The following is a 23,461-nucleotide window of genomic DNA, read 5'->3' on the forward strand; positions in this document are numbered from 1 at the left end:
GCCCGCAGCGCTCATCACCATGATCGACGACCTGGTTCAATTGGGAAAACTGGTCAGCCTGGGGCTGGCCTTGATGCTGCCCCTGGCCAATCCCCTGACCTCCATGACATTGCTGCTGTCCCTGGGCCAGCAGATTCCCTATAAAGAGCGCGAACGCCAGGTCAGGCAGGCCGCCTTCTACGTGGTCGGCATCATGCTGGTCACCTACTACGCCGGCGCCTGGATCATGCATACCTTCGGCATTTCGATCCCGGGGCTGCGCATCGCCGGCGGGCTGATCGTGGCCAGCATCGGCTTCAGCATGGTGTTCCCATCCGCGCCGTCGACCGCCTCCGAGGCCGACGTGGCTGATGCCCAGGCCAATCGGCAGACGCCCAACATCGCCTTCGTGCCGCTGGCGATGCCTGGCACGGCGGGCCCCGGCACCATCGCCATGATCATCAGCGGCGCGGCGACCCTCGATGCCTCGGTGACGCAGACCTATGCGCCCTGGGTGCTGGCGGTGACTCCCATCCTCGTGTTCTCCCTGCTGGGCCTGCTGTTCTGGATATGCCTGCGTTCGGCCGGGCGCATCGTGGCCGTGATCGGGCAGGGCGGGGTGGAAGCCATCTCCCGCATCATGGGCTTCCTGCTCGTGTGCATGGCGGTGCAGTTCGTGATCAACGGCGTTCTGGAAATCGTGCAACAGCATGGCGGCATGTAATCGACCCGGGCGCGGCTGCCTGGCGATCGCCGGACGCGTCATCTTCAGTCTTGTTCTTATCCTGTCCGCGCTGTGGGGCGGTCTGGCGCTGTTCTACCGCATGCCAGGCGGCACAGTGGTGCAAGGCGCAGCGGCGCTGGCCTGGGCCGCGCTGTGCCTGTATGCGGCCGTCGCGCTGTGGCGCGGACGCACGCGGCGATCCGCCTGGACCTGGCTGATCGGCATGGCCGCGCTGTGCGTCTGGTGGCAGACGCTGGCCCCGTCCAACGACCGGGTCTGGGCGGACGATGTGGCGCGCACGCTGCGCGGCAGCGTCTCCGGATCCATTGTCACGTTGGACAGCGTGCGCAACTTCGACTGGCAGGCCGATACCGACGCGCGCTACACGGCGCGCTGGGAAAGCCAGCAGTACAACCTGAACGAGCTCGTTTCCGTGGACATGGTCCTGTCGTACTGGGGCAGCCCGGCCATCGCCCACACGCTGGTCTCCTTCGGTTTCACCGACGGCCGTCACGTCGTGTTTTCGGTCGAGATCCGCAAGGAACGCGGCGAGCAGTTTTCCGAGATCGGCGGCTTCTTCAAGCAGTTCGAACTGAGCGTGATCGCCGCGCAGGAGCGCGACATCCTCTACGTGCGGGCCGGGCCGCGCGCCGAACGCGTGTACCTGTATCCCGTCGACATGCCCGTGCCCGCCATGCGCGAATTGTTCTTGTCCTATGTGCGCACCGCGAATGAACTGGCCGACGCGCCGCGCTTCTATCACACGGTGACCGCCAATTGCACGACGCTGGTCTACAGCATGGTGCGCGCCATCGTGCCGGGCCTGCCGATGGATTACCGCATCCTCCTGTCCGGCTACCTGCCGGAATACCTCTACGAACAAGGCGGCCTGGATACCCGCAAGCCGCTGGCCAAGCTGCGCGAACAAGCCTACCTTGGCAAGCCCGCATTGCCGGGCCCCGATCCGGTCGAGTTTTCGCGGGCCATCCGCCAACCGGCATCCGCTGGGGCCGCGCAGTGAGCGGAATCCGGGCGGCCGGCGCGATCCTGGCCCTGCTGCTGTGCGCCGGCTGCGCAGGCGTCAAGGTGTCTTCCGTCAGCACCCAGGACTACATCGCCCAGCGCCGCGGCGACGTGCTCACCACCGGCCAGTTGAGCGCCTCCGCGCGCGAGTCCATGGCCGTGCTGGGCCTGAACGCGCAGGAATGCCGCAAGGATCGCGACGCCTGTACCCGCGCGCTTGCCACCATGGATGGGCTGGACAGCGAACGGCGCCTCTCCACGCTGTCTGAAGTCTGGCTGATGGAGGCGTTGGCCACGGAGAAGCAGCGCCCCGACGGCCAGGCCGGCCAGGACGAGCTGCTGGACGCCTATCTGCAGACGGCGCGGGCCGCCTATGCCTATCTGTTCTTCACGCCGCGCTCGCCCAGCGACCGCGCCTTCGAGGACCGCCAGACCCAGGTGCGCGACTATTACAACTACGCGGTGCAGCAGGCCGTCACGCGCCTGTTCGAGCAGCATCGCGGCCGCCCGCCGGAACCCGGGGCCAGCATGGCGGCGGGGCCCTGGCAGGTCGTGGGCGAGATGTCCGATGTCAAGCTGCCCGGCGGCAAGCAGTTTCCGCACGAACTGGTGCCCGCGGCTAACTTGACCTTCCGGGGGCTGCGCAGCATGTACCGGCGCGACGGCTTCGGCGCCGAGTTGGTGGCGGTCACGGCGCGCCGTGTCAACGATGCCGACACCTTCAAGACGCCGTACAGTGAAACGCCGTTTCCGGCAGTGACCGTCATCATGGCTTTTCCCGGCGGCACGCTGGAGGAAGTCATGGCCACGCACAATGCGACCGTGGCGGCCTACGATCCATACAAGCGGGACTCGGTCGAACTGGCCGGCACGAAGGTGCCGCTTGCCGCCAACTTCACGTCGGGCTACGGCCTGTGGCTGGCGCGGTCGGGCTTCGCCACCCAGGCGCTGCGCAACGTGCTGGGCAAGGAAGAGGGCATCGAGGCGCCGCACGTATATCTGTTACAGCCCTACGACCCGGACCGGCGCACCGTCGTCATGCTGCACGGGCTGGCGAGCAGCCCCGAGGCCTGGATCAACGTCGCCAACGAGGTGCTGGGCGATGAAACCCTGCGCCAGAATTACCAGATCTGGCAGGTCTATTACCCGACCAACACGCCGCTGGCGCTGAACAACCGCGCCATCCGCGATGCGCTGCGCCAGACGATCGAGCATTTCGATCCCATGGGGGCGGCGCAGGCTTCACGCGACGCCGTTATCATCGGGCACAGCATGGGGGGCGTGCTGAGCCGGCTGCTGGTATCCTCGTCCGGCACCGTGCTGTGGGACGCATTGCGCGACCACGCCAAGCTGGACGAGACCCGCCTGGCCGAGGCGCATGCTGAATTCGACCCGGTGCTGAGCTTCGAGCCATTTCCCGGCATCTCGCGCGCGGTGTTCATCGCGGCGCCGCACCGGGGTACGCCATTTGCCGAGAACACTTTGTCGCGTTGGCTGTCCAACCTGATCACGCTGCCTGTGACCGTAGTCAGGCAGTTCGCCAAGCTCAACAGGCTGGCCGACGCCGATGGGCCGCCCCGGCCAGAAACCTCGATCCGGGTGCCCAATGGCGTGGACAACCTGAGCGAAAAGGACCGATTTGTGAAACTGACCGAGTCCATGCCGATTTCGCCGGCGGTGCGCTACCACAGCATCATTGCGAACAATACGCCCGGCGTCCCGCTGGCGGATTCGGACGACGGGCTGGTGCCGTACCGCAGCGCGCATCTGGAAGGAGCCGAGTCCGAGAAGATCATTCCGTTCTCGCACAGCGTGCAGGAGACGCCGCAGGCGATCCTGGAACTCAGGCGCATTCTGCGGCTTCAGCTGGAACAGGGAGCGCGCTGATGCACGGGTTGTTGTTCGGCCTGCTGGGCGCCGCCGCCGGTATCTTGACCGCGGCGCTGTTGCGCCAGCCGGGCGTACTGCTCTACGACTGGATCGCGACGCGCGCAGCGGCCAGGCGCCAGGCCACTTCGCGTAAACGCCAGGCCCTGATCGTCGAGGCAGCCGCGCGCGATGCCGCGAAGGCCAAGCACAGGCGGCCTGTCACGCAAGCCGGATAATCCTGCGCGCAGGACCGAAATGGCCGGCCAGGGGCCGCTGCGCCGGCCTATCGGGATTCCAGCCCCAGGTGCCCGCGCAGCGTGCGGTGCTGGTACTCGGTGCGGAACAAACCCCGGCGTTGCAACACCGGAATCACTTGTTCGACGAAATCGTCGATGCCTCCGGGCAGGGAAGGCGGCATCAGATTGAAGCCGTCGGCGCCTTCGTTGCGGTACCAGTGTTCCATCCTGTCGGCGATCTGTTCGGGCGTGCCCACCATGGTGCAGTGGCCGCCGCCGGCCGCCAACCTTCCGAGCAACTGGCGCACGGTGGGCTTTTCGGTTTCGATGATGCGCAGGATGGTGGCGTAGCGGCCCTTGGGGCCGGTGAATTCGGCCAGGGGCGGCAGGGTGGGGACGGGCGCGTCCAATTCCCAGGCGGAGCAATCCTGCAGCACGAACATGCCCAGCTGGCGCAGCGATGCGTCGCTGGGCAGCAGCGTGTCCAGTTCGCGCTGCTTGGCCCGGGCTTCGGCCTCGGTCGAGCCCACGTAGGTGACCAGACCCGGCATGATGGGCACGAAATCCGGGCGTCCGGCGGCCAGCACGCGCCGCTTGATGTCGCGGTAGTAGGCCTGCGCCGCGGGCAGGTCGTAGGCGACGGCGTAGATCGCTTCGGCGCGCCGCGCGGCCAGATCGCGGCCCTGGTCCGAGGCGCCGGCCTGGAACAGCACCGGGCGGCCTTGCGGGGGACGCGGCACCGTCAGGGGGCCATCGACCAGGAAATGCTCGCCATGATGGCCGATCTTGTGTACGCGCGCAGGCACGCCATAGTCGCCGGCGCGATCGATGGCCAGGGCATCCGCGTCCCAAGAGTCAAACAGCTTCAATGCGACGTCGACGAACTCCTCGGCGCGCGCATAGCGCCAGTCGTGCCCCGGCATGGACTCGTAGCCGTGGTTGCGCGCTTCGGCGTCGAACATGGACGTGACCACGTTCCAGCCCATGCGACCGCCTGAAATATGGTCCAGCGAGGCCACCATGCGGGCTGCGTGAAAGGGCGTGAAGAAGGTGCTGGAGACCGTGCTGATCAGGCCGATGCGGGAGGTGGCGCGCGCAATCGCGGCCATGGCGGTCAGCGGTTCCAGGTGCCAGCGCGGGCCGTCGCCGATGTTGTCGACCGATTGTCCGTCGGCAAAGAAAATGGCGTCCAGCTTGCCGCGTTCGGCGGTGCGCGCCAGTTCCTCGTAATAGGCGATGTCGCCCAGCCGCTCGGCGGCCGAATCCGGATGGCGCCAGGCGGCGCGATGGTGGCCGCAGCCGAAGATGAACAGGTTCAGATGCAGCATGGCGATCCGGCCAGGGCAGGGGCGGTAAAAGGCGCGATAGGCATGGTCAGGCTCTACGATTGCGGCGGCGGGCAGGAAAACTGCCGCCGCACGCGGGCGAACTTAGCACAAAAGCCGTGGGCGGTCGTCCGTGCCTGGCGCGTTGACATTGCCGTGCCGCTCTCCTAATCTTGCGGCAATTCCTGGGGGAGCCCTGCAAGGGCTGAGATTCCGCGGCATCGCGGTAACCCTTTGAACCTGATCCGGGTAATGCCGGCGAAGGGAAGGACATCGCGCAGTCCGCGCGCCCTCCCTAGACTTTCATTCATCTTGCGGCCTGCGCACCAGCGTGGCGGGGCCGCCGCGTTGCGCGTCCGGCTGTCCGCCGGCAGCGGGAGGACCGATACCCATGTTGACCCAATCAACCGCCCTGATGTGGCTGCTGCTGTTTTCGGGCGGCTTTGCCGTGGCCAGCGTGCTGTACACCCGCCGCAAGCGCGGCACGCTGGAAGACTACATCGTCGCCCGCAACAGCCAGGGCGCCTTCGGCACCATCCTGACGCTGATGGCCTCGACCCTGGGCGCCTGGATCCTGTTCTCGCCGGCGCAGGCGGCGACCTGGGGCGGCCTGGCTGCGGTCATCGGCTACGCGCTGGGATCGATGTCGCCGCGCCTGGTCATGATTCCGCTGGGACGGCGCATGCGCGAACTGATCCCCCACGGCCACACCCTGACGGAATTCCTGATGGCGCGCTACGGCCGGCCCATGTACGGCCTGGCGCTGTTCATCATGCTGTTCTATCTCTTCATTGCGCTGTCGGCCGAAGTCACGGCGATCGCCAAGCTGGTCACCATGCTGGCCCCCGTGCCGCTATGGGCCACCGCCGCCATCGTGATGGGCACCACCTTGCTCTACACCACCTACGGCGGCCTGCGCTCGTCCATCTTCACGGACCAGGTGCAGATGATGGTGATCGTGCCCCTGCTGGTGATCCTGTGCCTGGTCGGCTGGCAAGCCGCGGGCGGGGCCATGCCCACCATCGAAGCGCTACAGGCCAAGGCGCCGCAGTTGCTGGACCTGACCGATCCGGTGGGCATCAAGGCGGGGCTGACCTTCTTCGTCGCCATCCTGCTGACCGGGATATTCCACCAGGGCAACTGGCAGCGCATCTATGCCGCCCGCGACGCGCGCTCCATGCGCAACGGTTTCCTGCTGGGCGGCCTGCTGGTCGCGCCCTTCATCTTCCTCATGGGATTGTTCGGCCTGGCCTTCGTCGGCCTGGCGCCGCAGGGAGACAGCTCCATCGCGCTCTTTAGCGTCATCATGCCGCATGCCCCCGCATGGTTCGTGATCGCGCTGATTCCATTGGGGCTGTCGCTGGTCATGAGCACCGCCGACACGGCGATCAGCGCCGTCTCCAGCATCATCGCGGTCGACATGCGCCGCCTGATGCCCAACGCCAGCTCCATGACCATGAAGCGGCTGGCGCGCTGGCTGGTGCTGTTGATGGCCATTCCGGTCATGATCGTGGCCTCGCAAGGCTACAGCGTGCTGTACCTGTTCCTGCTGGCCGACCTGCTGTGCTCCGCAGCCGCCTTCCCGGTCTTCTACGGATTGTTCAGCCGCAAGCACGACGGCCTCACCGCCACCGTCGCCACCATCTCCGGCTTGGCGGCCGGCCTGTTCTACTTCCCGGCGCCGGGCGACAAGCCCTCGTTCCTGCTGGAGTCCTTCCTGCTGGCGGCGGTGGTGCCGGTGGTGACGACCGTGCTGATGCGCTGCCTGTTGCGCGGCCGCAAGGAGTTCGATTTTTCGACGCTGAGCGCGGCGGTGCGCCGGCTGGATCGGGATCCCGTCTAGGCGCCCGCTTTGCAGCGCGGCGCTTTTCAGCGAGCGCCGCGCTGCGTTCATGGCGCGCGCAGCGCCTTCTTGTCCACCTTGTTGGCGCCCGTGTAGGGCAGGGCGTCGAGTATGCAGATGACCGCCGGCACCTTGTAGCGCGCCAGATTCGATTGGCAGTGCGCGATCAGCCCGGCTTCGTCGATTGCCGCGCCCGGCCGCAGGACGACGAAGGCGCGGATGACCTCGCCGCGGTAGCTGTCGGGCCAGCCCACTGCCGCGGCTTCGGCCACGTCGGGATGCAGGTATAGCACTTCGTCGACCTCGCGCGGGTAGACGTTGTAGCCGCCGGAAATCACCAGATCCTTCTTGCGGTCCCGGATGTACAGGAATCCGTCCTCCGCGAATTCGCCGATGTCGCCCGTGTACAGCCAGCCGTCGCGCAGGGTTTCAGCGGTAGCGTCGGGCCTGGCCAGATAGCCTTGCATGATCTGCGGCCCCCGCGCGCGGATTTCGCCGCGCTGGCCGGGCGGCAGCACGACCGAGCCTGTTTCCAGGTCGACCACCTGCACCTCGGTGCGCGCGACGGGCGTGCCAACCGAGCCATGGCGGGTTCCGGCCGGGCCGTTGTAAGTCAGGATGGGGCCGGCCTCGGTCTGGCCATAGCCTTCGTAGATCGGCGCGCCTACCGCAGCTTCCCAGCGCCGGTGCACCTCTTCGGCCAGCGGCGCGGAACCGGAATAGCAGGCCCGCACGCTGGACCAGTCGGTGCCGCCAAAGCGCGGATGCGACAGCAGGCCGGTATAGATCGTGGGGCTGCCCGGAAACAGCGTGATACGCTCGCGCTCCACCGCGTCGCAGACGTCGTCGGGCCGGTAGCGCGGCAGCACCACCAGCGTGGCCGCGGCGCTGGCGGCCAGGAACAGGCCCATGGCCATGCCATAGGAATGGAATAGCGGCATGGCGCAAAGCACGCTGTCGGCGCCGTAGCGGGTGGGCAGCGCCAGTTCCCGCTGCAACACATTGGTGGCGATGGCGTCGCGTCCGAGGATCACGCCCTTGGGATGTCCGGTCGTGCCGCCGGTGTATTGCAGCAGGGCCGGCGCCTGGGCCTCGGCATCGTCCAGCGGCGCATCGTCCATGCCAGGCTTCAGCCACGCACGGGCTTCGTCTTCCGCGACCAAGCGGATGCCCAGCGCCGCAGCCAGCGGCGCCGCAACGGCGATGGACGCGGCATCGGCAATCAGCAGCGCGGGCTGCGCGTCGCGCAGGATGAATTCCAGTTCGCGCGCCGTATAGAGCGGATTGAGCGGCACATGCTGGTTACCGGAGCACTGCAACGCCAGCGTCACCACACAGGCCAGGTCCGAATTGCCCAGCAGGGTTGCGATCCGCGCGCCGGACACCGTACATGCTTGCAGACGGCGGGCCGTCGCCCAGACTTCGGCGGCGTAGCGCCGGTAATCGACGCGCCGCGCGCCGCAGACCAAGGCCGTGCGTTCGGGCCAGTCGCGCACCGCGCGGGCCAGCAGCGCGGGGATGCGCAGGACGCCTTCGAGGCTGGATTGGCTCATCGTGCAGCTCCGCCAGCGTCCACGCGCAGGACCACTGCCATTGCACTGTCGCCGGCCGCGCAGCCCGTGAAGAGGCCCAGTCCGCCGCCGCGCTCGGCCAGTTCCTCGATAAGCTCGATGACGGACCGCAGGCCGGTCGGGCTTTGGGGATGGCCCCACACCAGCGAGCAGCCATAGTTGTTCATGGCCATGACGTCCAACCCCGTGGCGCGCGCCAGCGCGATGTCGGAGACCACGAAGGGATTGTGCGTCTTCACCGCATGCAGGTCGGCCGCGGCCAGGCCGGCGCGTTGCAGCGCATGGCCGGCGGCTTCGATGGGCGCCTGCGGCATGTAGCCCTTTTCGGTGCGCGACTGGCCGAAGCCCAGTATCTCGATGCCGATTTCAGGACGTTGTGACAACTCACGCGCACGTTCGGCGGTTGCCAGAATCATGCCGGCGTTGCCGTCGGCCGGATGCGTCTGCCCGCCATAGGTAATGGTGCCGCCGGGCAGCACGGGCGTCAGCCGCGCCAGACCCTCCGCCGTCGTCGCGTGGATGCCTTCATCGCCTTCCAGCACCGATGCGGTCTTGGCGTAGCGCGCGTCGGGCACCTCGAAGGGCAGCGTCATGTAGCGCTGCTGGAACCGGCGGCCGTCGGCGCAGGCCTGCGCATATTGCTCGTAGCGGCGCAGCGTGACCGCATTCTGCTCGTCCGTGGAAATGCCGTGGCGCTCGGCCACGCGCTCCCCGGTCTGCAGCATGGACAGGCCGCTCCAGGGATCGTGGGAAAAATTGTCCAGCACCCAGTTTTCATGCGCGCCGGAGCCACCCGGGCCGGCGGGATCGGGATGGTAGAGCTGCGGTCCGTTGGACACGCGGTCGGCCATGAGGACCAGCGAGGTCTCGGCGTTGCCGAGCATGAGTTCGGCCGCGGCCGTGGCCAGGCCCCGCGCCGAGGTGGCGCAAGCCTGCGAAACCACCGGCCCCGCCAGATGGGGCGCGCCGAGCATGCCGGCCACCCAGGGCAAGCCGTAGAACGAGCCCTGCTGCGGCACCGAGCAGCCCAGCACCGCGCTCTGCAGCGCCGCGGGCGCGATGCCGCGGCGTTCCAGTTCGCGGCTCGCGGTCCAGGCCGCGAAACGCAGGCTGTGCAGGCGTGACAGGCTGCCCTGCCAGCGCGAGAAAGGCGTGCTCCAATACGCGCCATAAGGAATGTGTACGCCGGTCATGCGGACTCCTGCTGCAAATGGGCGGCTTACGGCAGGAACTGCCAGGCGCCCGAACGGGCCTGCATCAGCACGACGCCGCGCTCGTCCAGGCCGTTGTGGTTGGTGGGCGACATCATGTAGATGCCCTGTGTGCCGACGGTGCCCTGCAGGCTTTCCAGGGCGTCGCGCAGCGCCTGGCGGAAGGCCGGGGTGCCAGGCTGGGTGCCCGCCGGAATCTTGGCCACGGCCGCGTCCAGCAGCAGATAGGCGTCGTAGGTATATGGCGCGAAGGCGTTGCGAGAGTCGGCGCCGTAGGTCGATTCATACTGCTGGGCGTAACGCGTGGCGACCGGCTTGATCGGGCTGTCCGCGGGCAGCTGTTCCACCACCTGCACGGGCCCGCTGGGCACGATCACGCCATCGACTCCCTTGCCGCCGAGCTTCAGGAAATCCTTGTTGATCACACCATGCGTGTTGTACTGAACGCCCTGATAGCCGCGTTCGCGCAACGACAGATGGGGCAGGGCGCCCGGCGTGCCCGAGCCCCCGACCAGCACCGCGCCCGGATTGAGGGCGACGATCTTCAGCACCTGCGCCGTGACCGAGTTGTCGGTGCGCGCATAGCGTTCGTTGCTGAGCACCTTGATGCCGCGCTTGGCGGCCGATTCCTGCAAGGCGCGGTAGACAGCGTCGCCCCAGGCGTCCGAAAACCCGATGTAGGCCACGCTCTTCACGCCGCGCTTGACCATGTCGGCGGTCAGCGAGTCCACCATGAGGTCTATGCCGTGGGCCACCACGAAGATCCATTCGGCGCGGTCCGGGCTGACCGCGATGGGTGCCAGCGAGAGTTGCGGCGTGCGGGCTTCGCGGGCGACTTCCGTGACCGCCATCGAGGTTGGCACGTTGCTCGGGCCGATGATGGCGTCCACCTTGTTTTCGGTGATCAGCTTGCGGGCGGTCCTCACCGCGGACGACGGATCGGTCGCATCGTCCAGCGCGATGTATTCCACCGGCTGGCCGCCCAGCGTCTTGGGCAGGAGCGGCACGGTGCTGCGGTACAGCGAACCCATGGAGGCTCCGGGTCCGGTGCTGCTGGCAATCACGCCAATGCGGATGTCGGCGGACGCGGCGGCAGGCGCCAGGGCGCAGGCCAGCGCCAGCGCGGCAAGACGATGAAACATGGCTATTCCCCTTTTTTGGATATCGCCCGACTAGCGGGATGCCCCCAGTATGGGCGTGTCGGCGATAACTGGATAATTGCGGTTCCTTATCAATCGATAACCAACTCACCGACCGCATTCCATGCCGGACATCCCCACTCTGCAGCAGCTGCGATCGCGCCTGCGCATCCGCCACCTGGTCTTGTTGCACGAGCTGGGACGGGTCGGAAATCTGCACCGGGCAGCCGAAGCCATGCACCTTAGCCAGCCCGCGCTGAGCAAGCTCCTGGGCGAGGCCGAGGCGCTGGCAGGGCAGCCCTTGTTCGAGCGTTCGCATCACGGCGTCGCGCCGACCGCGCTGGGCCTGCTGATGATCGATCGCGCGCGTCTGCTGCTGAATGAGCTGGACGCCACGCACGCCGAACTCGCGGCGGCCGCCAACGGCGCGACCGGCAAAGTCCGGGCAGGCATTTTTCCGGTGGTCGCGCACCTGCTGGTGCCGCTTGCGGTGCAAGGCCTGCAAGAAAGCCATCCAGCTCTGCGCATAGAGCTGTCCGAGGGCCTGGAAAAGCAGTTGCTGCCCGCCTTGCGTGCGGGCGAGCTGGACTGCGTCGTGGGACGGCTGGGGGTGGAGGGTGCGGACGCGGATCTGCAATGCGAGATCCTTTACGACGAGGCTACCGCAGTCGTCTGCGGCCCCGCCCATCCGCTGGCCTCGCGCAGCCGCCTGAGCGGCGCCGCGCTGGACAACTGCCGCTGGGTGCTGCCGTCGCGCAACGCCGCGCTCTACAGCATGGTCGCCGCCGCCGTCTCGGCGCGCGGCGCGGGCTTTCCGCAGGTAGCCATCGAATCCAGCGCCATTCTGACCATCGTCTCGTTGTTGCAGCGGACCTCGCTGCTGTCGGCCATCCCGCTGCGTGTGGCGCGCTCTCTGGCGGCAAACGGGCAACTGGCCATCCTGCCGCTGGCCTTGCAGGCGCGGCTGCATCCCGTGGGCATCATGACGCGACGAGATGCGCGCGCCGCGGCTGCGGCATCGTTGTTCCTGGATGCGCTGCGAGTCGCTGCGACGACGGTGCGCGCCGACGCAAGCGTTTGAATGCCGGCAGTCAATAAATAAAATATAAACAAGTAATCATGTTTGTTTATATTTTGAAATATTTCAGGAGTTTAACTATATTGCGACAGCGGCCTTTTCTTGATTTCAGCCGTGCGATTTTCAAATGATTGCGATGCAAATGCACGGGGACGGAATTCGGAATGAAGCCGTGGGCACAAGACCTTCTATTGGCGACTAATAGCGCAACCACTGAGCAAGCTGTTTTCACGAAGGTGGCAGCCGCTGCATTGGATTTGGGGTTTACTTATTGCGGGTATGCAGTGGGGACGGCCTTGCCGTTTACCAACCCTCAGGTCGTCATGATCAGCAATTATCCGACTGTGTGGCAGGAGCGCTACGCACAGGCGCGTTACGTGGAAGTCGACCCTACCGTAAAACACTGCAGCCAGTCTGCGCTGCCTATCGTCTGGTCGGAGAGGGTATTTGCCGAAACGCCAGAGCTTTGGGACGAGGCGCAGGCAGCCGGGCTTTGTGTGGGATGGGCCCAGTCGAACCTGGACGCGTACGGAACCGGCGGAATGCTGACGCTGGCCAGGCAGAAGGAGCAACTCTCCGATGAGGAACTGCTCAGCAAGGAATTGCGCATGCGATGGCTGGTGACCGTTGCGCACCTGGCGCTCAGCAGGGTCTTGCTGCCGCGATTTAAATTAACGCCAGATACTCCGCTGACCCGCCGCGAGACCGAAATTCTAAAATGGGCGGCGGACGGCAAGACCAGCAGCGACGTGTCCGAAATACTGGCGATTGCCGAGTCGACGGTCAGATTCCATACGAAAAACGCCATTTCCAAGCTCGGCGCCCGGAATCGGACTGCAGCCGTCGCTCGCGCCGCGTTGCTCGGACTTCTACGATAAGTGGGCGGCGCCTTGGCAGCCAGTCGATTTCCGCACGTTGCGGGATCGAGATTCGGCAGATGCCGGAACCCGGCGCATAAAGCAAGACAGGGCACTACATCGTTAAATGTAGTGCCCTGTCTTGGCGGGAATTTTGGTGGAGCGGAGGAGGATCGAACTCCCGACCTTCGCATTGCGAACGCGACGCTCTCCCAGCTGAGCTACCGCCCCAATGAAGCAAGACCAAGACTATACAGGAATGTTCTTGGCCTGCGCAATATGCCGCCGAACAAAAAATCAGGCGAATGCCAAGGTCGCAACGACCGGGGCGTGATCGGACGGTTGTTCGTTGCGGCGCGGCTCCTTGTCGATGACGCAGGCGGTGCAGCGCTTGACCAGCGGCGCGGACAGAAGGACATGATCGATGCGCAGGCCGGCATTGCGGCGGAACGCGAACTGGCGGTAGTCCCACCAGCTGAAGGATTTCTCCGGTTGCTCGAAAAGGCGGAAGGAATCCGCCAGTCCCAGGTCGAGCAGGGCGCCGAAAGCCTTGCGCTCCGGCTCGGACACCAGCACCTGGCCTTCCCATTTTTCGGGGTTGTGCACGTCTTCGTCGGCCGGCGCGACGTTGTAGTCGCCCAGCACGGCCAGCCGCGGATACTGCTTGATCTCGTCGGCCAGCCAGGCTCGCATGGCTTCGAACCAGTCCAGCTTGTAGGCGTACTTGTCCGAACCCACCGACTGGCCATTGGGACAGTAGGCGCAGACCACGCGCACATCGCCTTCGGGGCTGGGGAAAGTCAGCGCCAGGACGCGCTGCTGCGGATCTTCATACCCGGGAATGTTGCGCACCATCGACGTGCCGGGCACGCGCGAAATGATGGCGACGCCGTTATAGGTTTTCTGGCCCGCCCAGACGGCGTGGTAGCCGGCTTCGGTGAAGGCGGCCTCGGGGAACTTGTCGTCCGTGAGCTTGAGTTCCTGGATACACAGCACGTCGACGGGATTGGCTGCCAGCCAGTCCAGCACCTGCGGCAGGCGCACATTCAGGGAGTTCACGTTCCAGGTGGCTAATTTCATGGTTTTTGTAGACCGTTCATTCATGCGGCTTGCGGCGGCGTCGCCTGCCACGGTCCCGGTTCCAGTTAATCATCTGGCCATACATCCGGGGCGTGGTCGGCGGTCGCCGGGGACAGACGCAGATGATACCGTGGCCGCGCCGCTCGAGCCGGCGGGCTGTCCATTCTGAAGTTGACGTAGAGGCTTTCGAGGCTTCGTGCCGCAAGCAATCTGGAGCAGATTCGAAGCCCTGTAAAAAGCGCCAGGTTAGGGCGAAAACGAGGGCGCGGCGATAGACATTCGATTTTTCATTAATGATAATTTTTCGCAATAGATTGAGTTATTACAAGTCACCATAAATCTTTGCGCGGAGGCGCTTCAATGTCCATGGGTACGCAGGGAGTGGGGCTTGGAGACATATTCATTGCGCATCGGGCGCAGCTTCGTCGCATCGCGCAAAGAATCGTGGGCACGCCGGAGATCGCGGACGAAGTCACGCAAGACGCCTACCTGAAACTCATGGAAGGGGCATGCGCGCGCGATGTCAGCAAACCTTATAGCTATTGTTGCCAAGTGGTCCGCAATCTGGCGTTGGACCACTGCCGCCGTCAGGCCGTCGAATCTACGTATCGCATCTATACCGACGACGGGGAATTGCCGCAGGTCGCCGGCGGCTGCGTGCCGGACCGGCGCTTCCAGGAGCGGCAGGTGATCGATGCCATTGACCAGATCCTGGGCACCTTGCCGCCCAGGACGCGGCGCGCTTTCGAACTCTACAGGCTCGGTGGTTTGACGCAGCGGGAGGTTGCGCGGCAAATGGGCTGCTCAGCCACGCTTGTGAACTTCATGCTCCGGGATGCCGCCGAGGCCGTCGCCAGCTGCCGCGATTTGCTGGAGGCCTGAGCCCGCAGGCATCAGGCTGCGCAGTTGCCCCTGCGGCCAGGTGGGCGCAGGCATGCGGTTTGGACAGCATGTCGTCCCTCAGAGAGGTTATCGTGGATAACCTTTTCCTTTACCATAGCGCCAACCAGCCTTTTAGCCCCCAAGGTAGCCTATGGGCGATGACATCAATTCGAAGCAAGACCCGGTCTGGGATGTTGCCTGGTCCTGGGTGCTGCGCCAGCACGAGCACGATAGTTTCGATGCAACCGACGAAGCCGAGCTGGTGCAATGGCTCGCCGCCGATGCGGCACATCGCCAGGCCTACGACAAGGCTGGCCGCCTGTGGTTGATGGCGGGTCTGGTTCCTTCCGCGAACGATATCGATGTTCCGGGCGCCGAGGACCTCGGCGGCAAGGCCTAGTTTTCAGGCCTGTTCTCGCCACGTCTGCCTCCATTGACGCCATGCCGCCATGCGCGGCTTGCATCTCCTGCCGCGCAGCAAACTCGATCAGCGTGGCATCCGCAAGGATGCGTTTGCATGTGTCCGCGCGCAACCAACGTGTGTAGAGAAGTTCGCTCTTGTCCGCTCCGGGAGGACGTCGCGGGTAAACAAACCGAACAGCTGACTCGTCTTTGCTTGCGGTGACCCGCAAGTCGGCATTGGGCCGGCGCAGCGAGGGTCACCTCCTTCAATGCGCGAGGCAGCCCATGTCGACCAGTTGTTTTGACCGCGAGGACGAGACTTTCATCGTTCTCGTCAATCACGAAGAACAGTATTCGATCTGGCCTCACTGGAAGGCCGTACCCGGCGGCTGGCGCGCCGTCGACGGCGTCAAGGGAGACAAGAAAGCCGTTCTCGACTATGTCGAGAAGACCTGGACCGACATGCGGCCTCTGTCGCTGCGCCGATGGATGGACGAACAATCCGCGGTCGCGGTTCAATCCAGCGCCACGGCGGCCTGATGTCCAGCGCCACGCATACGCCATCCATCAATCTGCTCGTCTTGCCCTGCGCGGGCGCGAGCGCAACCATGTATCTGCGGTGGCGCCGCCACTTGCCGGCATGGATCGGCATCGTTCCGGTGGAGCTGCCCGGGCGCGGAATTCGGCTGGACGAGCCGTACGTCGAAGATTTTGCGCAACTCGTCGAGCGGATCTGCGATGAACACGCCGCGGCGATGCAAGGCCGCTATGCATTGTTTGGCCACAGCATGGGAGCCTTGCTGGCCCATGCCGTGGCTCAGCGTCGGCATGCGCTGGCCCTGCCTCTGCCCCAGGCTGTATTCGTGTCGGCCAGCCCGGCGCCGTCGCGCCGGGATCCGGATCGCTTTGCCGACCTGGACAATGACGCCGCCTTGATGGCGGATCTGCGCAAACAGGGTGGCACGCCGCAAGCCGTATTCGACAGCGTCGAATTGCTGCGCCTGACCCTGGATGCGCTGGCTGCTGACTACCGCGTTTGCGGAAGCTTCCGCTATCGCCTGTCCGAGCCGCTACCGGTGCCGGTGCATGCCTTTGCCGGAAGACTGGACGACATCGACGCGGAACGTATCGAGGCCTGGCGACGTGAGACCCGTCATGACTACACGCTCGACTGGTTCGATGGCGGACATTTCTTCATCCGCCAGCACGAGCAGCAAGTGCTGGCGGCCATTACGCGCGAGTTGGCTCGCCAATGTTCCGGAGCAGGCCATGCAGCCGCGGCAACTGCCTGATCCGCTGCCGGCGGGCATCCAGGTGTTCCAGCTTGCGGTCGATCTGGCCGCACCCGTGGCGGAAAGCGACCTGGCTTTGCTCAGCAGTGAAGAGACCGCGCGCGCGCAGCGCTTCCATCGGCACGGCGACAAGGTCCGCTTCGTCAGCGCGCGGGCGGCATTGCGCAGACTGCTGGGCGCGCGCCTGGATTGCCGCCCGGAACGCCTGAGGTTCGCGGCCAACAAGCATGGCAAGCCGCGTCTGGACGTAGCGTGCTCCGCCGATCCCGCTCCGTACTTCAACGTTTCCCATGCCGGAGACTACGCCTTGATTGCCTTATCGGACAGCGTTCCGGTCGGTGTCGATATCGAACGCCGCGATCCGAATTGCGATTTCGCGGGCCTGTCCCGGTTGGTGTTGTCGATGCAGGAATGTGAGCTGCCCGCAGCGCGGCGGCTCGATTTTTTCGATTGCTGGACCGCCAAGGAAGCCGTGCTGAAAGCTCTGGGCCTGGGCGTGTCGGAGCACTTGCAGCGCTTGTCGGTACTGGCGCCCGATCCGGGTGAGGGTAGCCGCTATGTGTTGCGTCGTGTGGATCTGCAAGGGCCGTGCGTGGATGTTCTGCGTCTCGGCGCTCCGTCCGGCTATGCCGCCGCCTTGGCCTGGCAGCCCGACGCCAAGGGAGGATTGCGATGAATGATCTGGTGACTCGATTTGAACGCCGGGCTCCGCCTGGATCCGATCTGCCTGCACTGATTACGCCCGCCCGCGCGGGCGAGCCCTTGCTGGATGCCTTGCCGCGCTTGCGCGCCGAGATCGAGGCTAAGGTGGCGACCGTCGGCGGGGTATTGCTGCGCGGCTTCGACGTACCTTCCGTGGAGGGCTTCCGGGAGTTCGCCGCCCGCTTCGGGCATCCGCTGTTGAGCTACGAGTTCGGCTCCACGCCGCGAACGGCCGTGGGCGGCGGGGTCTACACCGCGACCGAGTATCCGGCCCACCAGTCCATTCCACTGCACAACGAACAGGCCTACACGCGCCAGTGGCCGATGAAAGCCTGGTTTCATTGCGTGATGCCCGCGCTGGAGGGCGGCGAGACGCCGATCGCCGACAGCCGTGCGATCTACCGGCGCATGCCCGCTGCGATCCGCGACCGCTTCGCGCCCGGCGTCATCTATGTGCGCAACTATGGCGACTTCGATGTGCCCTGGCAGGCGGTGTTCAACACAGAGAACCGCGGCGAGGTCGAAGCCTTCTGCCGCAACAACGGCATCCACTGGGAATGGAAGTCCGATGGAGATCTGCGCACGACCCAGCGGTGCCAGGCCATCGAGACGCATCCAGTGACTGGCGAGGTGGTCTGGTTCAACCAGGCCCATCTGTTCCATGTTTCCAACCTGCATCCCGAGGTGCGCGACTCTCTGGTTGAGCTGTTGGGCGTGGACAACCTGCCGCGCAACACCCTTTTCGCGGACGGCTCGCAGATGCCGGACGCAGTGCTCGACGAAGTGCGGGCCGTGCTGGACGCCGAGACCGTTTCCTTCAAGTGGGAGCAGGGCGACGTCACGATGCTGGACAACATGCTGGTCGCCCACGCGCGCTCGCCCTTCAAGGGACTGCGCAAGGTGGTGGTGGCCATGGCCGAACCGCACGGCAATCTGGGCAAGTTCTGAACGCATCGCCGAACAAGGGAATCCTCATGACGAAGCTGGCCATGCCGCAAGAGAGTTTTTTACACCCCGAGAATTTTGTCGACGGCCTGCGCCTACTCGCTGCCGACCGTCCCGAGGACATCGCGCTGACAGTGGTCGCGGATCGGGAAGGCGAGCTCGTCGAGACCGCCTTGACCTATGGCGCGTTCGCCCAGCGTGTGTTGGCGCTTGCTGCGGTTTTGCAAGTGCGCTATCGCAAGGGCGACCGCGCGCTGATCCTGCTCGACAACGATGAGCACTATGCGGTCAGCATGTTTGCCTGCTTCCATGCCGGCGTGATTGCGGTGCCGGCATTCCCCCCCGAATCCGCGCGTCCGCAACATCTGGCGCGGCTTAGAGGTATAGCCGAGGACGCCCAGGCGCGGGGTGTGCTGACCTCCGGCGCGCTATGCGCACTGGTCGAGGAGGCGGCGCGCCAGTTCGGCATGCTGGATATCGTGGCCGTGGACGAGGTCGACCTGGCGGCTGCGAGCCTCTGGCACCCGCAGCGGCCGGACGGCGCGGACGTCGCCTTTCTGCAGTACACCTCCGGATCCACCTCCGCGCCCAAGGGCGTGATGGTCACGCACGCCAACCTGATGGCCAATGAGCGTGCCATCCGCGCAGGGCTTTCGATCGGTCCCGAGGACAAGTTCGGCGTGTGGTCGCCCTTGTTCCATGACATGGGCCTGATCGGCGGACTGTTGCAGCCCTTCTACAGCGGCATCCCCTGCGTGCTGTCATCGCCGCGCTTCTTCCTGGAGCGCCCGGTGCGATGGCTCGAGACGATCTCGCGTCATCGGATAACGATTAGCGGCGGTCCGGATTTTGCCTACCGCTTGTGCCTGGATCGAATCAAGGAAGGCCGCGCGGAGGGCCTGGATCTGTCGAGCTGGCGCGTGGCCTACACCGGCGCCGAGCCTGTGCGGCACGACACGATGGAAGCGTTTGTCGAACGGTTCGCGTCGGTGGGATTCAGCGCCGGCGCCGTTTACCCCTGCTATGGCCTGGCCGAGGCGACGTTGTTCGTCACCGGCGGGCGCAGGGGGAGCGGCATGGCGGTGGGCCGCTATGACTGCGAAGCGCTTGCAATGCGGCAGGCGATAGCGCGAGTCGATGGCGCCGTGCTGGTCGGATGCGGCGGCGTGGCGTCGGAGCATGAATTGCGGATTTCCGATCCGGTGTCCGGCGCGACCGCGCCTGAGGGTGTCATCGGCGAAATCTGGGCTGGCGGGCCCAGCATCGCAGCGGGCTATTGGAACAAGCCACGCGAAAGTGCCGAGACTTTCGTCGAGTGCGACGGACGCCGCTGGTTGCGCACTGGTGACCTGGGCTTTGTGCAGGATGGTCAGCTCTTTGTTGCTGGCCGGCTCAAGGACATGATCATCGTGCGCGGGCACAATCTGTACCCGCAGGACATCGAACGCGTGGTGGAAGAGCAGGTCGAGGCCGTACGCAAAGGCCGGGTGGCGGCCTTCGCGGTGGAACTCGACGGACAGGAAGGTATAGGCGTCGCGGCCGAGGTGTCGCGTGGTCTGCAAAAGCTCGTGCCGCCGCAGGCGCTGGTCGATGCCCTGGGCGCGGCCGTGAGCGAGCAATGCGGAGAGGCGCCGAGAGTGGTTGTGTTGCTGCAGCCCGGAGCGTTACCCAAGACTTCCAGCGGCAAGCTGCAGCGCGCCGCTTGCCGCAAAGGATGGGCCGAGCGCACGCTCGATGCCTACGCGCTGTACGAGAGCGGGCGTTTCGTGGCGGGCGTGAACATTGGCGCGGCGGCTGTGGATGGCATAAATGTCCACGCAGAGGATCAGATCCAGGCGTTGGCGAACGTTTGGCGCGAGGTTCTTGGACACGAAGAGGCACGGCGGTACGGCAGTGAAGCGCACTTCTTCACGCTGGGCGGGAATTCCCTGGCCGCGATACAGTTGGCTGCACGCATCTCTCAAATCTGGGAGACAGACTTCCCGGTACGCCAGGTGTTCGAATCGCCGAGGCTGAGCGAGCAGGCTTTGGCCTTGAAGACCTGCCTGCGAGTCGGATCGCGCACGCGTTTGGCCTGCATCCCCGTGCTGTCTGCGGAACGGCGCTCCAAGCCCCTGCCTTTGTCGCCCGCCCAGCAGCGGCAGTGGTTCCTGTGGCGGCTGGATCCGCACAGCACCGCATATCATGTTCAGGGCGCGCTGCGTATCGCGGGCGCGCTGGATGTCGAGGTCTTGCGTGCGGCCGTAGCTGGTTTGACCACGCGTCACGAGGCGCTGCGCACCCTGTTCCGCGCGCGGCCGGATGGCGAGGTGGAGCAGATGGTCCTCCCTGGGGGCGGCCTGGAACTCCAGGTAGTTGACCTGCGCACCGTGGCGCGCGCCGAGCGTGATGCGCAGGCTGGAAAATCGCTGCGCGCATTTCTGGCGCCGCCCTTCGATCTGACGGTCGGCCCCTTGGCGCGGGCGGCGCTGATACGACTCGACGATCAGAGCCATATCCTGACGCTGGCAATGCACCACATCATTGCCGATGGCGCTTCGATGCAGGTCTTGGTTGACGACCTGGCTGCGCTGTATGCGGCAGGGCCCGCGGCCGACGAGGCGCCGCCTGCCTGCCCAATCCAATATGCTGACTATGCCAGTTGGCAGCGCGACGCCGCCGTGCGGGATGCTCAGGAGCGCCAGTTGGCGTATTGGGTGGAGCAGCTCGGCATGCCCCCGGGCGAGCCACAGCCCAGCCTGGCGCTGCCTGTCGATCATCCCCGCCTGCCGGTTGCTCAATACCGGGCGGGATTGCATACCTTCGAACTCCCGGTTGAGCTGCTGGCTGCCCTGCGTCGCCAGGCCGAAGCCCACGGCGCGACCTTGTTCATGGTGTTGTTGGCCGCCTTGCAGGCGTTGCTGTACCGCCATACCGGGCAACGGGACGTCCGCGTCGGTGTGCCTGTCGCCAACCGCCCGCGAGCGGAACTGCAGGGCGTGGTGGGCATTTTCGTCAATACGTTGGTACTGAAGAGCAGTATCGAGACTCGTCAGAGCCTGGAGCAGGTGCTGGCTCAGGTCCGGGAGCGCGTGCTGGGCGCGCAGGCAAATCAAGAGGCGCCGGTCGACCAGGTCGTCGAGGCGCTGCGGCCAGTGCGCAGTGCAGGCGCCGCGCCGCTTTTCGACGTGATGTTCAACCATTTGCGGCGAGACTACTCGCTACTTCAACAGCGGCTGGGCTGCCGAGTGTCTGAAGAGCCCGCGGGTAATGAGCATGCGCAGTTCGAGCTGGCCGTAGACACGGTGGAAGATGTTGACGGGCGCTTGGTCGTGAACTTCCGTTATGCGGCTGAGCTGTTTGATGCTGCGACCATGGCACGGCTGGGTGGGCACTATGTTGCGATGCTCGAAGCGCTGGCGGGCGCGCCACGCCAGGCGGTGGGCGAAGTCGAGTTGTTGAGCGGCGCGGAGAGGAACAAACTGAGGGCCTGGGGCGAGAATCCGCTCCGGCCTTCCAAGATGGAGCCGGTGCACCGACAGATCGAGCAACAGGCGGGGGCCCGTCCGCGGGCCGTGGCGCTATGGTTCGGCGAGGAGAGCGTGAGCTACGAGGAGCTCAACCGCCGCTCCAACCGCCTGGCGCACCGGCTGATCGGCCTCGGGGTCAAGCCGGAGACGAGAGTCGGCATTGCCATGGAACGTTCCATCGAGATGGTGACGGGGTTGATGGCGATCCTGAAGGCGGGGGGAGCCTACGTGCCGCTGGAACCGGAACTTCCCGGCGAGCGGCTGGCGTACATGGTGGAGGACAGCGGCATCGAGCTGCTGCTTACGCAGCGCTGGGTCCGGGGCCGGCTCTGCGTGGACAAGAGGCTGCGGTTGCTGGAGGTCGACGCGCTGGATCTCGACGGCGAGCGGGAAGACGATCCCGGCGTGGTCGTACACGGAGAGAACCTGGCGTACGTGATCTATACCTCGGGTTCCACGGGCAGGCCCAAGGGAGCGGCTATCCGCCACCGGTCGCTGGCGATCTGCATGAATTGGATGCAGCAGACCTATGGCCTGACCTCCGAGGATGCCGTGCTGCACAAGGCGCCGTTTGGGTTCGATGTATCTGTCTGGGAGATCTTCTGGCCGCTGACGGCCGGGATACGGCTGGTGCTGGCCGCGCCGGGCGATCACCGTGATCCCGAGCGGATCACGGCACTGATCCGTCGGCATCAGATCACGACGCTGAATTTCGTGCCGGCGATGCTGCAGGCCTTTCTGGCGCATGAAGGCATCGAGACGCAGACGCGGCTGCGGTACGTGATGTGCGGCGGCGAGGCCATTTCCGCGGCCATTCAAGGCGAGGCACTGCGCCGGCTTAGGGGGGGGAGCCTGCAGAATCTTTACGGCCCGACCGAGACGACCATCCACGTGACGCAGTGGACGTGCCGGGACGACGGTCAAAGCCGGGTGCCGATTGGGCGGCCGATCGCCCAAACCAGGTCCTACGTATTGGATGCATCGCTGAATCTGGTTCCGCAAGGAGTGGAAGGCGAGTTGTACATCGGTGGCGATCTACTGGGCCGTGGCTATCTGAGTCGACCGGGTTTGAGTTCGGAGCGTTATGTGGCGGACCCGTTCGACGAGGCGGGCGGCCGGCTGTACCGCACGGGAGACCTGGCGCGGTGGAATGGGGAGGGGCAGCTGGAGTTCCTGGGCCGGACGGACCATCAGGTGAAGATCCGCGGCTTGCGGATCGAGCTGGGGGAGGTGGAGGCCCGGTTGCTGGCCCAGCCTGAGATTCGCGAGGCGGTAGTAGTGGACAAGGGCGCCCGATTGGTCGCTTACGTGTCCCTGGCGACCGAAAAGATGCTTGATGTGCGCGAACTGCGCGCTCGGCTTGCCCGGGCGCTGCCGGATTACATGGTGCCTGGCGTGATCATTTCAATGGAATCCTTGCCCCTCAACGCCAACGGCAAGGTGGATCGCCGCGCGCTGCCGGAACCCGAAACGCCGACCCTCCCGATGTTCGAGATGCCTGTGGGTGAGGTGGAGACCGTGTTGGCACAGCTCTGGACCGAGGCGCTGGGCGTCGAGCGTGTTGACCGTAATGACAACTTCTTCGAATTGGGCGGGCATTCGCTCATTGCGGTCCGGATGGCGGCGGTTCTGGCGAATCGCTATGCATGCGACGTCCCGGTGCGCATGTTCTTCGAAGCGCCGACCCTGCGCGACTTTGCGTTTCGCCTTTCTGAGGAACGGATGCCCGACGCAGGCTCGCGTCAGGACCGACTTGCGCTGATGCACAACCTGATGAGCGAATTCGAGGTCTGA

General features: G+C 65.5%; 19 protein-coding genes, 1 tRNA gene and 1 riboswitch. Of the genes, 14 read left to right on the plus strand and 6 right to left on the minus strand.

The window, feature by feature from the left end; translation table 11 throughout:
* The first annotated feature begins 19 nt into the window (after positions 1-19).
* From IB257_RS00510 to IB257_RS00525, 4 genes are read left to right on the plus strand one after another with little or no spacing between them, the layout of a single operon-like run.
* The gene (locus IB257_RS00510; protein ID WP_054456540.1) at positions 20-703 is read left to right on the plus strand and encodes a MarC family NAAT transporter; all 684 of its coding nucleotides are present in this window, start codon (positions 20-22) and stop codon (positions 701-703) included.
* Positions 690-1,724, plus strand: coding sequence for a DUF4105 domain-containing protein (locus IB257_RS00515; protein WP_175162590.1), 1,035 nt, complete (start codon positions 690-692; stop codon positions 1,722-1,724). Before IB257_RS00510 ends, IB257_RS00515 begins: the two co-directional genes overlap by 14 nt.
* Positions 1,721-3,613: an alpha/beta fold hydrolase gene (locus IB257_RS00520; RefSeq protein WP_192491705.1), complete on the plus strand. Its 1,893-nt coding sequence runs from the start codon at positions 1,721-1,723 to the stop codon at positions 3,611-3,613. The genes IB257_RS00515 and IB257_RS00520 overlap by 4 nt, the downstream gene beginning before the upstream one ends.
* A complete protein-coding gene (locus IB257_RS00525) occupies positions 3,613-3,831 on the plus strand; it encodes a hypothetical protein (RefSeq protein WP_119449095.1) in 219 nt (72 codons plus the stop codon). Before IB257_RS00520 ends, IB257_RS00525 begins: the two co-directional genes overlap by 1 nt.
* A 47-nt stretch (positions 3,832-3,878) precedes the next feature.
* On the opposite strand, the gene IB257_RS00530 is transcribed toward IB257_RS00525, so the two are convergent.
* Positions 3,879-5,159 carry an LLM class flavin-dependent oxidoreductase gene (locus tag IB257_RS00530; RefSeq protein ID WP_054456544.1) on the minus strand — a complete coding sequence of 427 codons (1,281 nt, stop codon included), beginning with the start codon at positions 5,157-5,159 and terminating at the stop codon, positions 3,879-3,881.
* Between the two features lie 174 nt (positions 5,160-5,333).
* Positions 5,334-5,440, plus strand: a riboswitch (TPP riboswitch).
* Positions 5,441-5,547: 107 nt separating this feature from the next.
* Between IB257_RS00530 and IB257_RS00535 the strand changes: the two genes are divergently transcribed.
* Positions 5,548-6,999 (plus strand): sodium:solute symporter family protein, encoded by a 1,452-nt coding sequence (locus IB257_RS00535; protein WP_119449093.1) that lies wholly within the window; start codon positions 5,548-5,550, stop codon positions 6,997-6,999.
* A gap of 47 nt (positions 7,000-7,046) precedes the next feature.
* On the opposite strand, the gene IB257_RS00540 is transcribed toward IB257_RS00535, so the two are convergent.
* From IB257_RS00540 to IB257_RS00550, 3 genes are read right to left on the minus strand one after another with little or no spacing between them, the layout of a single operon-like run.
* Positions 7,047-8,552, minus strand: a complete 1,506-nt coding sequence (locus IB257_RS00540) for an AMP-binding protein (RefSeq protein WP_192491706.1) — start codon at positions 8,550-8,552, stop codon at positions 7,047-7,049.
* The gene (locus IB257_RS00545; protein ID WP_175162600.1) at positions 8,549-9,763 is read right to left on the minus strand and encodes a thiolase family protein; all 1,215 of its coding nucleotides are present in this window, start codon (positions 9,761-9,763) and stop codon (positions 8,549-8,551) included. Before IB257_RS00545 ends, IB257_RS00540 begins: the two co-directional genes overlap by 4 nt.
* A 26-nt stretch (positions 9,764-9,789) precedes the next feature.
* Complete coding sequence (locus tag IB257_RS00550; protein WP_175162602.1) at positions 9,790-10,923, minus strand: ABC transporter substrate-binding protein; 1,134 nt, start codon at positions 10,921-10,923, stop codon at positions 9,790-9,792.
* Positions 10,924-11,044: 121 nt separating this feature from the next.
* Between IB257_RS00550 and IB257_RS00555 the strand changes: the two genes are divergently transcribed.
* The gene (locus IB257_RS00555) at positions 11,045-12,001 is read left to right on the plus strand and encodes a LysR substrate-binding domain-containing protein (RefSeq protein ID WP_119449089.1); all 957 of its coding nucleotides are present in this window, start codon (positions 11,045-11,047) and stop codon (positions 11,999-12,001) included.
* Between the two features lie 161 nt (positions 12,002-12,162).
* A complete protein-coding gene (locus tag IB257_RS00560) occupies positions 12,163-12,876 on the plus strand; it encodes an autoinducer binding domain-containing protein (protein WP_054456550.1) in 714 nt (237 codons plus the stop codon).
* A gap of 134 nt (positions 12,877-13,010) precedes the next feature.
* On the opposite strand, the gene IB257_RS00565 is transcribed toward IB257_RS00560, so the two are convergent.
* Positions 13,011-13,086, minus strand: a tRNA-Ala gene (locus tag IB257_RS00565).
* 66 nt (positions 13,087-13,152) lie between these two features.
* On the minus strand, positions 13,153-13,935 hold the full coding sequence (gene xth / locus IB257_RS00570; RefSeq protein WP_054456551.1) for an exodeoxyribonuclease III: 783 nt from the start codon (positions 13,933-13,935) through the stop codon (positions 13,153-13,155).
* Positions 13,936-14,295: 360 nt separating this feature from the next.
* Here xth and IB257_RS00575 point away from each other — a divergent pair, with 360 nt between their 5' ends.
* From IB257_RS00575 to IB257_RS00605, 7 genes are all read left to right on the plus strand, one after another.
* Positions 14,296-14,817 (plus strand): sigma-70 family RNA polymerase sigma factor, encoded by a 522-nt coding sequence (locus tag IB257_RS00575; RefSeq protein ID WP_054456552.1) that lies wholly within the window; start codon positions 14,296-14,298, stop codon positions 14,815-14,817.
* Between the two features lie 151 nt (positions 14,818-14,968).
* Positions 14,969-15,217 carry a DUF4880 domain-containing protein gene (locus tag IB257_RS00580; RefSeq protein ID WP_175214466.1) on the plus strand — a complete coding sequence of 83 codons (249 nt, stop codon included), beginning with the start codon at positions 14,969-14,971 and terminating at the stop codon, positions 15,215-15,217.
* 287 nt (positions 15,218-15,504) lie between these two features.
* Positions 15,505-15,759: an MbtH family NRPS accessory protein gene (locus IB257_RS00585; protein WP_119449085.1), complete on the plus strand. Its 255-nt coding sequence runs from the start codon at positions 15,505-15,507 to the stop codon at positions 15,757-15,759.
* On the plus strand, positions 15,759-16,511 hold the full coding sequence (locus IB257_RS00590) for a thioesterase II family protein (RefSeq protein ID WP_175214467.1): 753 nt from the start codon (positions 15,759-15,761) through the stop codon (positions 16,509-16,511). Before IB257_RS00585 ends, IB257_RS00590 begins: the two co-directional genes overlap by 1 nt.
* On the plus strand, positions 16,489-17,187 hold the full coding sequence (locus tag IB257_RS00595) for a 4'-phosphopantetheinyl transferase superfamily protein (protein ID WP_175214468.1): 699 nt from the start codon (positions 16,489-16,491) through the stop codon (positions 17,185-17,187). Before IB257_RS00590 ends, IB257_RS00595 begins: the two co-directional genes overlap by 23 nt.
* Positions 17,184-18,161, plus strand: a complete 978-nt coding sequence (locus tag IB257_RS00600) for a TauD/TfdA family dioxygenase (protein WP_175214469.1) — start codon at positions 17,184-17,186, stop codon at positions 18,159-18,161. Before IB257_RS00595 ends, IB257_RS00600 begins: the two co-directional genes overlap by 4 nt.
* A gap of 26 nt (positions 18,162-18,187) precedes the next feature.
* A complete protein-coding gene (locus IB257_RS00605; protein WP_192491707.1) occupies positions 18,188-23,461 on the plus strand; it encodes a non-ribosomal peptide synthetase in 5,274 nt (1,757 codons plus the stop codon).

Source organism: Achromobacter sp. ACM03, assembly GCF_014851665.1.
Classification (GTDB): Bacteria; Pseudomonadota; Gammaproteobacteria; order Burkholderiales; family Burkholderiaceae_B; genus Achromobacter; species Achromobacter aegrifaciens.

Excerpts from the sequence above, each read along its gene's own strand:
- IB257_RS00510 (WP_054456540.1), top strand. The coding sequence starts at position 20 with ATGATCGACGACCTGGTTCAATTGGGAAAACTGGTCAGCCTGGGGCTG.
- IB257_RS00515 (WP_175162590.1), top strand. The coding sequence starts at position 690 with ATGGCGGCATGTAATCGACCCGGGCGCGGCTGCCTGGCGATCGCCGGA.
- IB257_RS00525 (WP_119449095.1), top strand. The coding sequence starts at position 3,613 with ATGCACGGGTTGTTGTTCGGCCTGCTGGGCGCCGCCGCCGGTATCTTG.
- IB257_RS00530 (WP_054456544.1), bottom strand. The coding sequence starts at position 5,159 with ATGCTGCATCTGAACCTGTTCATCTTCGGCTGCGGCCACCATCGCGCC.
- IB257_RS00535 (WP_119449093.1), top strand. The coding sequence starts at position 5,548 with ATGTTGACCCAATCAACCGCCCTGATGTGGCTGCTGCTGTTTTCGGGC.
- IB257_RS00540 (WP_192491706.1), bottom strand. The coding sequence starts at position 8,552 with ATGAGCCAATCCAGCCTCGAAGGCGTCCTGCGCATCCCCGCGCTGCTG.
- IB257_RS00545 (WP_175162600.1), bottom strand. The coding sequence starts at position 9,763 with ATGACCGGCGTACACATTCCTTATGGCGCGTATTGGAGCACGCCTTTC.
- IB257_RS00550 (WP_175162602.1), bottom strand. The coding sequence starts at position 10,923 with ATGTTTCATCGTCTTGCCGCGCTGGCGCTGGCCTGCGCCCTGGCGCCT.
- IB257_RS00555 (WP_119449089.1), top strand. The coding sequence starts at position 11,045 with ATGCCGGACATCCCCACTCTGCAGCAGCTGCGATCGCGCCTGCGCATC.
- IB257_RS00560 (WP_054456550.1), top strand. The coding sequence starts at position 12,163 with ATGAAGCCGTGGGCACAAGACCTTCTATTGGCGACTAATAGCGCAACC.
- xth (WP_054456551.1), bottom strand. The coding sequence starts at position 13,935 with ATGAAATTAGCCACCTGGAACGTGAACTCCCTGAATGTGCGCCTGCCG.
- IB257_RS00575 (WP_054456552.1), top strand. The coding sequence starts at position 14,296 with ATGTCCATGGGTACGCAGGGAGTGGGGCTTGGAGACATATTCATTGCG.
- IB257_RS00580 (WP_175214466.1), top strand. The coding sequence starts at position 14,969 with ATGGGCGATGACATCAATTCGAAGCAAGACCCGGTCTGGGATGTTGCC.
- IB257_RS00585 (WP_119449085.1), top strand. The coding sequence starts at position 15,505 with ATGTCGACCAGTTGTTTTGACCGCGAGGACGAGACTTTCATCGTTCTC.
- IB257_RS00590 (WP_175214467.1), top strand. The coding sequence starts at position 15,759 with ATGTCCAGCGCCACGCATACGCCATCCATCAATCTGCTCGTCTTGCCC.
- IB257_RS00595 (WP_175214468.1), top strand. The coding sequence starts at position 16,489 with ATGCAGCCGCGGCAACTGCCTGATCCGCTGCCGGCGGGCATCCAGGTG.
- IB257_RS00600 (WP_175214469.1), top strand. The coding sequence starts at position 17,184 with ATGAATGATCTGGTGACTCGATTTGAACGCCGGGCTCCGCCTGGATCC.
- IB257_RS00605 (WP_192491707.1), top strand. The coding sequence starts at position 18,188 with ATGACGAAGCTGGCCATGCCGCAAGAGAGTTTTTTACACCCCGAGAAT.